At 69.9% G+C, this 13316-nt stretch carries 12 protein-coding genes; 6 read left to right on the top strand and 6 right to left on the bottom strand.

The features are described from left to right. Nucleotides 1–23: 23 nt before the first annotated feature. The 5 genes from ABZ725_RS21995 to ABZ725_RS21975 form a co-directional block, all read right to left on the bottom strand. On the bottom strand, nt 24–989 hold the full coding sequence (locus ABZ725_RS21995) for a substrate-binding domain-containing protein (protein ID WP_358804282.1): 966 nt from the start codon (nt 987–989) through the stop codon (nt 24–26). A 430-nt stretch (nt 990–1419) separates the two neighbouring features. After that, nucleotides 1420–2244 (bottom strand): SAM-dependent methyltransferase, encoded by an 825-nt coding sequence (locus tag ABZ725_RS21990; RefSeq protein WP_358804281.1) that lies wholly within the window; start codon nt 2242–2244, stop codon nt 1420–1422. 164 nt (nt 2245–2408) lie between these two features. Further along, nucleotides 2409–3410, bottom strand: coding sequence for a sporulation protein (locus ABZ725_RS21985; protein ID WP_358804280.1), 1002 nt, complete (start codon nt 3408–3410; stop codon nt 2409–2411). A gap of 263 nt (nt 3411–3673) precedes the next feature. Then, entirely contained in the window at nt 3674–4138 is a 465-nt protein-coding gene (locus tag ABZ725_RS21980) for a DUF6114 domain-containing protein (RefSeq protein WP_358804279.1), read from the bottom strand. Then, nucleotides 4135–4803, bottom strand: coding sequence for a DUF6230 family protein (locus tag ABZ725_RS21975; RefSeq protein WP_358804278.1), 669 nt, complete (start codon nt 4801–4803; stop codon nt 4135–4137). Before ABZ725_RS21975 ends, ABZ725_RS21980 begins: the two co-directional genes overlap by 4 nt. 790 nt (nt 4804–5593) lie before the next feature. Between ABZ725_RS21975 and ABZ725_RS21970 the strand changes: the two genes are divergently transcribed. After that, on the top strand, nt 5594–6241 hold the full coding sequence (locus ABZ725_RS21970; protein ID WP_358804277.1) for a Tat pathway signal sequence domain protein: 648 nt from the start codon (nt 5594–5596) through the stop codon (nt 6239–6241). Between the two features lie 162 nt (nt 6242–6403). On the opposite strand, the gene ABZ725_RS21965 is transcribed toward ABZ725_RS21970, so the two are convergent. After that, a complete protein-coding gene (locus tag ABZ725_RS21965) occupies nt 6404–7357 on the bottom strand; it encodes a lytic polysaccharide monooxygenase (RefSeq protein WP_358804276.1) in 954 nt (317 codons plus the stop codon). Nucleotides 7358–7724: 367 nt separating this feature from the next. Between ABZ725_RS21965 and ABZ725_RS21960 the strand changes: the two genes are divergently transcribed. The 5 genes from ABZ725_RS21960 to ABZ725_RS21940 all read left to right on the top strand — a co-directional run bounded on the left by ABZ725_RS21960 (nt 7725) and on the right by ABZ725_RS21940 (nt 13252). Then, entirely contained in the window at nt 7725–9533 is a 1809-nt protein-coding gene (locus ABZ725_RS21960) for a S8 family serine peptidase (RefSeq protein ID WP_351909356.1), read from the top strand. Between the two features lie 541 nt (nt 9534–10074). Beyond that, entirely contained in the window at nt 10075–10725 is a 651-nt protein-coding gene (locus ABZ725_RS21955) for a ScbR family autoregulator-binding transcription factor (RefSeq protein WP_358804275.1), read from the top strand. Nucleotides 10726–10822: 97 nt separating this feature from the next. Next, entirely contained in the window at nt 10823–12139 is a 1317-nt protein-coding gene (locus tag ABZ725_RS21950; protein ID WP_358804274.1) for a damage-control phosphatase ARMT1 family protein, read from the top strand. Nucleotides 12140–12289: 150 nt separating this feature from the next. Continuing rightward, nucleotides 12290–12493: a hypothetical protein gene (locus ABZ725_RS21945; RefSeq protein WP_358804273.1), complete on the top strand. Its 204-nt coding sequence runs from the start codon at nt 12290–12292 to the stop codon at nt 12491–12493. Nucleotides 12494–12499: 6 nt separating this feature from the next. Continuing rightward, nucleotides 12500–13252 (top strand): ABC transporter ATP-binding protein, encoded by a 753-nt coding sequence (locus ABZ725_RS21940; protein ID WP_358804272.1) that lies wholly within the window; start codon nt 12500–12502, stop codon nt 13250–13252. The last annotated feature ends 64 nt before the right edge of the window (nt 13253–13316 follow it).

Raw genomic sequence — 13316 nt, 5'->3', positions numbered from 1 at the left:
GAGGGGAGCGGGGAAAAGCCTGGTCAACGGGTTCCGGCGGCGGCGAAGCGGGCGACTTCGGCGACGTTGGTCTTCGTGACGAAGGCCGGGCCGGTCAGCACGGGAGCCACACCGCCGCCGCTGAGGTTGCCGTTGGTCTTGTAGAGCCAGAGCGCGTCCACGGCCAGGTAGCCCTGGAGATACGGCTGTTGGTCCACGGCGAACTGCACGCTGCCGTCGCGGACGGCCGCGACCAGGTCCTTGTTCAGGTCGAAGGTGGCGACCTTGGCCTTGCTGCTCGCCTGCCCCGCCGCCTTCACCGCTGCGAGCGCGAACTGCGCGCCGTTGGCGATGACTTCGTCGATGTCCGGGTCCTGCTGGAGACGTTCCCGCACGGCGGTGGTCATCGCGTCCATGTCCGTTCCGTCGACGTAGAGCATCTGCGTCTCGCCGGTAAACGTCTTCTTGACGCCCGCACAGCGCGCTTCCAGGGCGACGTTGCCCTGCTCGTGGATGACGCACAGGGCGTGCTTCGCGCCGAGGCCGTCGAGTTTGTCCCCGACCGCGCGGCCCGCGACGCTCTCGTCCTGGCCGAAGAACTCCAGGAGCCCGGCGGCCTGCCAGGCGTCGATACCGGAGTTGAGGCCGACCACGGGTATGTCGGCCGCCTTGGCCGCGCTCACCGGAGCCTTCATGACCTGCGGCTTGGCCAGCGTCACCGCGACGCCGTCGACCCGGTCGCGGATCGCGTCCCGCACCAGCTCGGCCTGTCCGGCGCCGTCGGAGTCGCTGGCGTAGGTCAGATCGACACCGTCCTTGGCGGCCGCCGCCTCGGCGCCCTTGCGCACCAGCTCCCAGAACGCGTCGCCCTCGGCTCCGTGGGTGACCAGGGCGATCTTGATCCGGTCGCCCGACCGGCCCGCCGCGTCCGCGTCCGAGCCGGACGACGTGGTGCCGGAGCAGCCGGCGAGGAGCAGACAGCAGGCCGCGGCCAGGGCCGCGAGGCGCACGGACCCAAGGGATCCGAGGGACCCGATGGACCCAATGGATCCGACTATTCCGACTGGTCCGCGAGAGCCGAGAGAACCGCGAGAGCCGAGAGATCCGGGAGAAGCAGGAGCGGGGAGGGGAGTGTTCATGGGGGGCTGCACCTCGCTGTGCGGCAGAGCAGGAGGACGGGGCGAGCGCCGCCGGAACGAGGGGTGCGCACCGGCGAGAGACATTCGTTGGCTCGGAGCCAACCCTGTGTGACCGCTGGTAGTCAAGTGAGCAACCACCTGGCGTGAGGTGCTGCTCCCGCATTGTGATCCGGAGCGGGCCGGCGGGGACGGAGCGGAACATGTCCGCAGGTGAGTTGACTGATTGTCAATCTCCACGGTCTCTGCGGCTCGCGCGTGCCGAGTGCGTCAAGAGCGGCGGGGTCGCGGTCAGGGCTTGCGGTCAGGGCTTGCGGGCCACCGCCCCGTACATGGCGATGTCCTTGTCGCGGAGCACCTCCGTGTCGGTGCCGTCGGGGCGCCAGTGGTGGACCTGGACGATGCCGGGGTCGACGAGGTCGAGTCCCGTGAAGAACTCCGCCGCCTGCGCGTGCGTACGCAGCCGCATCGGCAGGCCACGGGCCGCGTACTCACGGGCGACCCGACCGACCTCCTCGGGTGCGAAGTCCGCGGTGCCGATGGACATGGCCAGATGGCTGCCCGACGGCAGCGGATCGAGCAGGCGGCGGACGATGCCGACGGCGTCGTGCTCGTCGAGCAGGAAGTGGACGATCGCGATGACGGTGAGGGCGACGGGCCGGTCCAGATCCAACGTGTCGCGGAACTCGGGCGCCGCCAGAATGCCCGCCGGGTCGCGCATGTCGGCCTCGAGGTACGCCGTGCGGCCCTCGGGAGTGCTGCGCACCAGGTCCCGGGACAGGGCGAGCACGAGCGGGTCGTTGTCGACGTACACCACCCTGGCATCGGGGGCCGCGGCCTGGACGATCTCGTGGATGTTGGGGGAGGTGGGAATGCCGCTGCCGATGTCGAGGAACTGACGTATCCCCGCCTCCCGGGCGAGATGGCGCACCGCCCGGTTCATGAAGTCGCGGTTGGCGCGCATATGGACGGGGAGCGCGGGCCACTCCCGCACCATCGAGTCCCCCGCCTCACGGTCCGCGGGGAAGTGGTCCTTGCCGCCGATGATGTAGTCGTAGATCCGCGCGGAGTGCGCCGTCCCGGTGTCGATGGCGTTGTCACCGTCGATTTCCGTCTCATCGCTGCTCATGTGTCTCAACCTCCCACTGTCGGAGGGCGGTTGAACCGAGAAGTGGGATTTCTTCGCCGCAGGGGCTTTCGACGGAGGGGAACGCCGTTCCTGGGAGCCTTCCGCGACCGCGCGCCGAAGGCCCCGGACGCCGGCAGGCCCGTCTCAGTCCTCGCCCCCGGTCCTCACCCCTCTTCCTCCTCCTCTTCCTCTCCTTCGAGGAAGTCACCGATCTCGTCGACCACTTCGGCCGCGACCATGCCGACGACGACCCCCACGGCCAGCCCCGCCGCGCCCGCGGCGACGGCCGTGCCCAGGCCGGACCCGCCGTCGTCCGACTTGTGGTCCGACTTGTGGTCCGAGCCGCCGTCGGTGTGCGGCGCGGAGTGGACGTACGCCTGAGCGCCGTAGGCCTCGCGATGCTCGGTCAGCCGGCGTATCCAGCCGTCGACCTCGCTGTTCCAGTCGAGGACGGCGACGTCCTCATGGCGCACGGTGAAGCGGGTCAGCGCGTCGTGCCCGGGGGTGAGCGGGCCGCCGCGCTTGTCGGCCTCCAGCACGACCTCCAGGCCGGACGGTGTGGCGAGGAACGTCAGCTCGATCTCGGTCACCGCGTGCGCGTACCGCGGGGGAGGCGTGAGCTCGATCTCCTGATAGAAGGGGAGCCGTTGCCCGGTGCCGCCGATGCGACCGTGCTCCAGGTCGGCGGAGCGGAAGCCGAACTCCAGCTGCCCGAGCGCTTCGAGGATCGCCTCCTGCACGGGCAGCGGACGGACCGTGAGCGGGTCGAGATCGCCCCGGTCGCGGCCGTCGGCCACCACGAGCTCGGTGCGCACGCCGAGGACGACGCCCAGCGGCTGACCGTACAGCTCGGTGACCGGCGTCTCCCACGGCACCGTGACCGTGAACGGCACGCTGCGCTCTTCGTCCGCACCCAGCCGGAAGCCGCCGCCCACGACGTACCGCTCGAAGGCGACGGCGCCCTCGCTCTCGCCCTCCTCGTGCTCCGCCTCGACGCGCGCGACCAGCTCCAGGCCGATCTCCTCGATCTCCACGACCGCACCGCCGCCCCGGAGGCGGACCTGACCCGACAGCGCTCCGCCCGGCAGCACCGCCCCGCCGTCGAGCACCGTGTCCACCGAGGGGCCGCCTATGCCGATCGCCCCGAGCAGCCGTTTGAACACCATGCCGGTGTCGCTCCTTCACGTCGAACCCATTGCAGTGATCTTTCGCTGAACTCCTCGCGGCGGCAAAGAAGTTCCCAAGTCACCTGTTCGAGTGAGGTGGACCGAGACGGGCGGGGCGGAGACCGGCGGGGCCGAGACCGGCAGTGTGGAGACGGGCAGCGCAGAGACCGGCGGGGCCGGGAGCGGCCCGCTGTGTGCAGGTCGTCCCGGCCCCGCCGGTGCAATCACGTACGTCTACTGGGCGTGGCCCAGGCTCCGTGTCGTCAGGCGGGTTCCCCCGCCTCGGGCAGGGAGCCGCCCTGCAGAACCGCGTCCGCCTTCTGCTCCGTCGCCCGCGCCTCCTTGCGCCGCTTGCGACGGCTCTTGCGCGGCTCCTGGTCGGGCAGCCACCCGAAGGCGATGGAACTGCCCACGACGCCCATCGTGAGGCCGATGACGAAGCCGCCGATGTTCGAGGTGAGCCAGGTGCCCAGGGAGAGCAGGATGGCGATGATCGAGTAGAACAGCCGTTGGGCCGGGTTGAAGATGATCAGCAGACCGCAGAGCATCATCAGGGTGGGCAGAAGGTAGCCCGCCAGGCCCTGCATGCCGACGTGCAGGATGACCGGAAGCGGTGCCTTCATGGTCACCAGGATCTCGCCGCCGCCCAGGACGAGCAGCAGGCCGCCCGCGAAGGGCCGTTGACCCCTCCACTTCCGGAAGCCGTCCCGCCACTGGGTGAAGGTCACTGCGGACAGCCCTCGCTCTTGAAGCTCATGTGCAGACCGGGAAGCTTGAAGACGGCCGCGGTGGCCGCGTAGTTGTGCTGGTACAGGTTCTTGATGACGACCGTGTCGGCCTGCTGGCCGTAGACGCCCGGCGAGCCCTGGATCGGGACCTTGTCGAAGGTGCTGGAGTCCCGGCCGATCTCGATGTTGTTGAACTCGGCGTCGCCCGAGATCTCGTCGGAGTCGATGGCCAGGTTCTTCACGCTCACCGGGGTGGACCCGCCGCCGGCGGTGAGGACCAGCTGGATGCCGCCGAGGTCGACGCTCTGGCACATGTTGGTGATCTTGCCGTTCTTCACGACCGAGGTGACGACCAGGACCTGGCCGCCGGTGTCACCCTCGTTGGGGCTGTTCTCGATCATGTGGTCCAGCGTGCCGAACTGCGCGAAACCCTCTCCGTCGAGTCGGTCGGCGGTGACCACGAACGGCATCCCGGAGATCGCGAACTGCACCCCCAGGGCGCCCTGCGCGGTGAGGACCGCGAGCGTCGCGGCGACGAAGGTGGCGGGCACCGCCATCACGGCGGCCCGGCGCAGCCGGACCTGGCCGCGTCTCTCTGCGGAACCGGTTTCAGGATTCTCGGGGGTGTTGTCGGCGGACGACGTGACGTCCGAGGACGAAGCCATGTCTGCTCCCATGCGCTAAGTGATGCGGGTTGGGCTTCAGCGGCACGTTGTCCTGGCGCGGACAGCGGCTGCTGCGCACGCCTCCTCACAACTCCCGGAAGCCGTAAGGGCTTTCTGGTTACGCAGCAGTAGCCGCCGAGGAAGTTACCGATGGTTACATCGGCGGGTCAAGGGAGATGTGGAAAAAGAGTGTTCATTATGTGCCGCCTGTGGGCTGCAGGTTCTGCCGGCCTTGCACTCGGCCCCCGTCCCTGGCTTTCGCATATATCTGTCGGATCATCAACTTCGTTTCCAGGCCTTGACGTTGACTGTCCATCAGGTCTACAACTCTCCTGGCTCAGCCCGGATCCGTGGCGCCGGATCCGCAGCGCGGCTGCACTGTCCGCGCTCCCGGATCCATTTCGGCCAGTACGGGCCCCTCGGTCCCGAGTTCGATCCCTCCATGGCACCGGCACGGCCGCTTCCCCCCGCGGGTCACGACCGGTCGCCCCTCCCGCCCGGCCCGGCCGGAGTCACCCACCAGTGCCTTCGGCCGGTCACCGGCCGGCTGCCGTTGCCGGTCCGTCACGTACGGAGAAGGCGTCACGGGCCGGCAGCGGCGGACGCCGATCCGCGTCCCCATAGGTCGCGACAAGCGACACGCTGGTTCATCTCGTACCGGGCAACCCCCGAGGAGTCACCCACTCGAGACCCCTCGAGGCTCCTCGGGGCTCGGGGCCGCTGAATGCCCCTGTATCCCCTGAGATCTCAACTCCCCCTCAGCAAGACCCACTTGAGAAAGAGGCACCACATGCGCACCCGCCCCCGCACCCTCCTCGCCCTCGCGGGCACCGTCGCCGCCCTCTCCCTCACGGCTGTCAGCCCGGCCTCCGCGGCCGGCGCGGTGCTGACGACCGCCAGCGGCGACGTCGCCGTCGGTGACGTCCTCAACGCGTCCCTGGCCAGCGGTACCACCGCGACGCTGTACAACAGCGCGACCGGCACCAGTGGCATCTCCTGCGCCACGTCCGGGTTCACCGCCACGGTCACCGACAACCCCACCGCGCCCGGCACCGCCACCGAGTCGCTCACCGCGCAGACCTTCAGCAACTGCACCTCGAACGTCCTCGGCGTCACCGGTGTCACCAGCATCACCGTCAACAACCTGCCGTGGGCCACCACCGTGGCCTCGGACGGCACGGTCACCGTCACCGCGCCGAGTGGTACCGCCGTCCAGACCACGGTCGTGCTGCGCACCCTGCTGGGCAGCGTCACCTGCGTCTACCAGGCGCCCAGCGGTCTGGTCGGCACGGCGAGCAACACCGACAACAGCATCACCTTCGCCAACCAGGCGTTCACCAGGTCGTCCGGTTCGACCCTCTGCCCCGCGGCCGGCTACTTCACCGCCAAGTACGCCCCGGTGACCAACGCCGCGGGCGAGGTCGTCACCGTCAACTGATCACCGTCCGCGCGGCCGATCCGCCTACGGACGGCCGAGGGCCGGACGGTCGGCTGAGCCATAGAAGCGGCTGAGCCGTGCGAACGGCTGAGTGCCCTACGGATCCCGAAGTGCCCCTGTGGGCAACCGGGCTCCGTGGGGCCGGAGTTCAGCGCCGACAGTTCAGCGCCGACGCAGGCGCACGACCAGGGCGGCGCCGCCGGTGAGCACCAACACCGCCGCGGCGCCGCCCGCCAGCATGGGCGCGGACGGTCCCGAGCCTTCCCCGGTGGCGGACGCCACCGGGGTGCTCTCGGGCGTGGCCGCGGCAGCCTGCGCGGGTGCGTCGCCCGAGGCCGCCGAAGCCGACGCGCCGCCGGACGCCGATGCCGAGGTCGGCGTCGGGCTCGTGGACGCCTTGGCCGTGGCCGAAACAGGTGCCTTCGTCGTCGGCGTGCTCTCCGCCCCGCCCCCTGGCTCGTTTTCCGAAACCGCTTCCGGGAACACCACGTCCGAGCACGAGTAGTACGTGTCGGGCGTGCTGCTGTTCTGCCAGATCGTGTACAGCAGCTGACGTCCCGTCCGGTCGGCGGGCAGTTTCGCCGTGAGGTGGTACGCGCCGTCGGTCAGCGCCGGGTCCTTGACCTGGGCGAACGGACGTTCCGGCAGATCAGCCCAGGTAAGCGGTTCCGACGGGTCGTACCCCGGTTTGGTCAGATACAGCTTGAACGTGCCCGTGTGCGGGATCGTCGACGCGTACGTCATCTTCAGGGTCCCGCCCGGGGAGAGCCGGGTCGACGGCCAGTCGGCGCGGGCGAGGTCGAGTCCCTTGTAGGCGGCCAGACCGCCGCTGCACAACTGCCCGTCGGGGATGGTCTGCCGGTCGCGGCCGTTCACGTTCGCGACCCGCAGGTTGTCCCAGGCGGCGAAGGACGTGCCGTTCGTGTCGACGGCCGCCCGGCAGGCGGCGGACTCGGCGGCAGGGCCGCCCTCGGGGGAGCAGGCGTACACGCGGCTCGTCGGATTCGTCGGGGCGCCGTGCGCCTGGGCCGGTCCGGCGGCCCACAGGGCCAGCAGGAGCGGGCTCACGGCGGCGGCCGCCAGGGCTGCGGTGCGTTGTGCGGTCGTGCGGGGCATCGGGGACGTCTCCTCGGCCGGCGCGGGAACGGTCTGTCGTCAGTACGGGAACCCGGCCCGGCGCGTTCAGTACGCCTCCGTACGCCCTCCCTGGCGCACGCCACCGGTCAAAATCGGGCGATCACTGACCGATCGTGCTCGTCGAGGGTGGGTTTCCGGCCGGATCGAGGGTTTCCCCTGTATCCGTATGACTGATCCTTTGCCTATCGTTCCAGCACAGCCGACCCACAGGTAACCCCGACGGGGTCGGCGTCCGCGTCTGGCCGGCCTTCAGCGCTGCTCTTCGATTCACCCCCCGCCGCTTCGATGCCGAAGCGAATCGACCGCCGCTCCGCACTGTCCGGAGCCGGCCACGAAAGGCACGCCCTTGCGCACCTCACCCGCCCTGAGACGGAAGCTGATATCCGCCGCCGCGGTCTCCGCCGCCCTGCTCACCGCCGCGTCGACCGCCTCCGTCGCCGCCGCCCAGGAAACCGTTTCCCAGGGTTCCGCCGTCCCCGCCGCCCAGACCGAGGCCGCGCCCGGCACCCCGGCCGAGCGCCTCATCGTCGGCTACAAGTCCGGTGCCGCCGAGGCCAGTTCCAACCCGGCCGCCGAGGCCGACGCCGCCGCCAAGGGCAAGGAGGCCGGCGAGGACGTCGACTTCCAGCGCCGTCTCGGCACCGGCGCCGCCCTGGTCGACCTGGGAGAGGACCTGACCAAGGCGGACGTCGCCGACGTCGTCGCCCGGTACCAGGCCGACCCGCAGGTCGCCTACGTGGTCCCGGACCGGCTGAACAAGCCGAAGGCGGACCCGAACGACACCGAGTACGCCAAGCAGTGGGACCTTTTCGAGTCCACCGCCGGCATGAACGTGCCCGGAGCCTGGACCACTTCGACCGGCACCGGCGTCACCGTCGCCGTCATCGACACCGGTTACGTCGCGCACACCGACCTCGCCGCGAACATCGTGAGCGGTTACGACTTCATCGGCGACACCGCGGTCTCCGTCGACGGCGACGGCCGCGACAGCAACCCGGCCGACCCGGGCGACTGGTACAACGCCAACGACTGCGGCTCCGGCATTCCGGCCAGCAACTCCTCCTGGCACGGCACCCATGTGGCCGGCACCATCGCCGCGGTCACGAACAACGGCAAGGGCGTCGCGGGCATCGCCTATGGCGCGAAGATCTCCCCGGTCCGGGTGCTCGGCAAGTGCGGCGGCTACGACTCCGACATCATCGACGCCATCACCTGGGCGTCCGGCGGCACCGTTTCCGGTGTTCCAGCCAACTCCAACGTCGCCAAGGTCATCAACATGAGCCTGGGCGGCGACGGGGCGTGCACCTCGGCGACGCAGAGCGCGATCACGGCCGCCGTGAACCGCGGTACGACCGTCGTCGTGGCAGCCGGCAACGAGAGCGACAACGTCGCGAACCACTCTCCGGGCAACTGCAACAACGTGATCTCGGTGGCGGCGACCAACCGCACCGGCGCGAAGGCGTCCTACTCCAACTACGGCTCCCTCGTGGACATCTCGGCGCCCGGCGGCCAGACCAGCACCGGCACCGCGAACGGCATCCTGTCCACGCTCAACTCCGGCGCCAAGACGGCGTCGAGCGAGTCGTACGCGTACTACCAGGGGACCAGCATGGCCACCCCGCACATCGCGGGCCTGGTCGCGCTGATGAAGTCGGCGAACTCCACGCTGACCCCGGCGCAGATCGAGACGGCCATCAAGAACAACGCCCGTGCCCTGCCCGGCGCCTGCTCCGGCGGCTGCGGCGCGGGTCTGGCGGACGCGGCCAAGACGGTGCAGGCGGTGAGCGGCTCCGGCGGCTCCACGGGGGGCACCACCTACACCAACACGACCGCGGTCTCGATCCCGGACAACGGTTCCGCGATCGAGTCCTCGATCGCCGTCAGCGGCCGCACGGGCAACGCCCCGTCCACCCTTCAGGTCGGCGTCGACATCACCCACACCTACCGCGGTGACCTGGTGATCGACCTCGTCGCGCCCGACGGAACCGTTTACCCGCTGAAGGCGGCCAGCTCCTCGGACTCCGCGGACAACGTCAGCACCACCTACTCGGTGAACGCCTCCAGCGAGACGGCCAACGGCACCTGGAAGCTGCGCGTCCAGGACACCGCCGCGCAGGACACGGGCAAGCTCAACAGCTGGAAGCTGACCTTCTGAGCGGACTCTCTCTCAGTCGCCGCGGGCGACGAACGGGCGGGCCGGTCGGTGTGCATCCACACCGACCGGCCCGCCCTACGTCTGTTTCCAGTGAGCAAGTGCCCTTTGTCGAGGGCGAGTTGACTGATGGGGCGTCGACGGACGGCCGTCTTCTGGTTCCATGGAAAGCCAACCGGTCGCCTCGTGTTCCGCCCCGGCCGGAAACAGACGGTTCTTCGTGTGCCGAGGGGATCCGAAGCGCACCGTTACACGTGTCGCCCGACCGCTCCAGCGCCTCACGCTTCGGAAAATGCCTCAGAAACCGCGCACCCCGTCTCTTTTGATCGTCTCCGCGACCGTGCCCCGGATGCTGGTCCTATGGGAGGCTGTGTCCCGGCGGGCCCGTCGTCGACAGGCAAGTCGGGGGAGCGCAGGGGGAGTCGGCGATGTTCGGCGGTATTCACGTACACGGCCGGTACCGCCGTACGGTGAGCTATTGTGTACGCGGGGTAAGAAAAAACGGCATGACCCGTTCTTTACCGGCCCGGGAGAGTATCAGTCGATGGCGAGGCAGTTACGCGCCGAACAGACCCGCACGACGATCATCACGGCCGCTGCCGACTTGTTCGATCGGCATGGCTATGAGTCGACAAGCCTCAGTGACATCGTCGCGCACGCCCATGTCACCAAGGGCGCCCTGTATTTCCACTTCGCGGCGAAGGAGGATCTGGCCCACGCCATCATGGAGTTGCAGTCCCAGGCCGCCCGCCGGGTCGCCGGTGAGATCGACGACCGTGGCTACGCGTCCCTCGAAGCCCTGATCCGTCTGACGTTCGGTCTGGCGCGACTGTCGGTCGAGGGCCCGATCGCCCGGGCCGGCCTACGACTCGCCACCGGGGGAGTGGCCGTCCGGCCGCCCCTGCCGCATCCCTTCGTGGAGTTGCTGGACCTGATCTCCCGGCGGCTGGGCGGCGCGGTCAAGGAGTCCGACATCCACTCGGACGTCGACGTCGACGCCGTGGCCCACTCCCTGGTCTGCTTCGTCGTCGGCACCCGCGTCGTCGGGCGCACCCGCGAACCCGCCGGCCGGCTGCCCCGCCGGACGGCCGAGATGTGGCAGGTCCTCATCCGCGGCCTCGTACCGGTGCCGCGCCGACCGCGCTTCATGAGCCTCGCCGCGCGGCTGGAGCGGGAGATCATGGTCATGGTGTGAGGGTCGACCACACGCGGAGGGAGGGGCGCGCGGCCTGCGTGACCCGCCCGATGCATGAGCGACGTTCGTCGTACGCCCCCGCGATACGGTGAGCCGTATGCACCGTGCCCCCGCCCAGCCCGTGATCCTCGGCAACGAGCCCGGCTCGTTCCCCCACAGCGTCCTGGCCGAACGGCATCCGGCGATCATCCGGCAGGTGCGGGACGCCTTCCCCTACGGTCCCGACATCCTTGAGCGCCTGGACGCGCTGTCGGCCGGCTGCGTCAAGGGCGCGATCGAGCCGCTTCCCGCCGAGGCGCACGACCTGGATCGGTGGCGGGCCTGGGGTCTCGACGTCTATGCCGGCCGTTCCTGGTTCGATGTGCCCTGGCTGTGGTCGGAGAGCTACTTCTACCGCCAACTCCTGGAAGCAGTCGGCTACTTCGGGCCCGGCCCGTGGCAGGGCATCGACCCCTTCCGCCCTTTCAAGCTCGCCGAGCTCGAAGCGCCCGAGACCGACGAGGAACTGGCCGTACTCGACACCCTGGAGAACCGCCCGGTCGAGGAGCAGGACCGCGCACTTCTGCACGGCTCGCTCTGGGGCAACCGTGCCGACCTCGGCTTCCGGCTGTCCGACGCCGAGGCCGAGGAGCGGGCCGCCGCCACGGGGCTGGTCGCCGACGACAGCGAGACGTTGTGGGCGCTGCTGTCGGATACGGATACGGATACGGATACGGATACGGATACGGGCGCGGTAACCGGTACCGCAACGCCAACGCCAGCGGAAACTGCTACCGCAACGGAAACGGCTACCGCAACGGAAACTGCTACCGCAACAGAAACCACCACCAGCGCCGAAGCCGGCACCCTCTGTCTGGTCGCCGACAACGCGGGCCGCGAACTGATCCCCGACCTCCTGTTGGCCGCCCACCTCCTGGCCCATGGGCGGTGCCGCCGGGTCGTCCTGCACGTCAAGCCGTATCCGTACTACGTCTCCGACGCCACGACGGCCGATGTCGTCGACGCGCTCCGGAAACTCACGAGCGCGCCAGGAGCGGCCGCGGACCACGGCCGTCGGCTCTGGGCCGCGATGGCCGACGGCACCCTCACGGTGCGCGCCCACCCGTTCTCCGCAGCCCCGCTGCCGTACGCGGAGATGCCGGACGACCTCCGGACCGAGTTCGCGGCGGCCGCCCTGACGATCGTGAAGGGCGATCTCAACTACCGTCGCCTGGTCGGTGACAGCCGCTGGGCCCCGACGACCCCCTTCGCGGACGTCACCGCTTACTTCCCCGGCCCGGTCGCCGCTCTGCGCACGCTGAAGTCCGACGTGATCACCGGCCTGGACGCCGACACGGAGGCCTCCCTGGTCGCGGCCGAGGGACAGCGCTGGCGCACCGGCGGAACGCACGCGCTGATCCAGGTGCGGGAGTGAGGCGCCGGGCGCGGTCGACTCGCAGGCGTGCTCGGTCGGCTTGCTGAAAACGTTGTCGCGCATTTCTCCGAAGAGCGATGAATCGACCCAACCGACATGTAGTGATCATGTCAAAATCCTGGTAGTCGTGCCGGTATTGCGTTACATCGCTTGCGGACGGGAACGAACCGTTTTCTGCGCGACACCGGCATGGCCACCGTTCCCGGAAACCCCGGAAACCCCGGAAACCCCGGAAACCCCGGAGACCTGGACCACGGCCCCGCGCAGGCGGCCTGGCTGCTCGCCGGCACCGGCATCGTCACGACCCTCGCGCCCCACTCCGTGCTGTGCGCAAGTGATCCGGGGACCGGGTGAGGGCGGATGCTGCGACTCGAGTCCGTCGGCCGGTCCTACGGCGATCACCGCGTCCTGGACGGCATCGACCTCACCGTGCCCGACGGCCAACTCCTGTGTGTCGTGGGCCCGTCGGGCTGCGGCAAGTCCACTTTGCTGCGCACGATCGCCGGGCTCACTCCCGCCGACCGGGGCACGATCACCGTCGACGGGACGCCCGTCACCGGCGTCCCCGACCGTCTCGCCGTCGTCTTCCAGGACTACGGGCGCTCGCTCCTGCCCGCGCTCACCGTCCGCGACAACGTGGCCCTGCCGCTGCGCTGCCGGGGCCTGGACGGGGCGGCCCGCCGCGCCGAGGCGACCCGCATCCTCGCGCGCGTGGGCCTCGACGGCACCGCCCGCCGGCACCCCTGGCAGCTCTCCGGCGGCATGCAGCAACGCGTCGCCATCGCCCGCGCGCTGGTCTGCCGGCCCGCCCTGCTCCTCATGGACGAACTCTTCGGTTCCCTCGACGCCCAGACCCGCGAGGACCTGGAGGACCTCCTCCTGGAGGTGCACCGCGCCGACGGCCCCACCATCGTGTTCGTCACCCACGACATCGACGAGAGCGTCTACGTCGGCGACCGCGTCGTCGTCCTGTCCCCGGGGCCCGGCTCCCGCGTCGTCCTCGACCTGCCGGTCGAACTCCCGGACGAACGCGACCAGATCACCACCCGGGGCCTGTCCGGGTTCACGGCGCTGCGCGCGAAGATCGGGCAGGTGGTCCGGGGGGCACGCTGACGGACATGGCAACTCCCGTACGGTTCACCGATTTCCGCCGATTCACGCGATGGTGTGATCATGT

It is taken from the genome of Streptomyces sp. NPDC006872, assembly GCF_040635845.1.
GTDB lineage: Bacteria > Actinomycetota > Actinomycetes > Streptomycetales > Streptomycetaceae > Streptomyces.
This window is presented reverse-complemented; position numbering and strand designations above follow the sequence as displayed.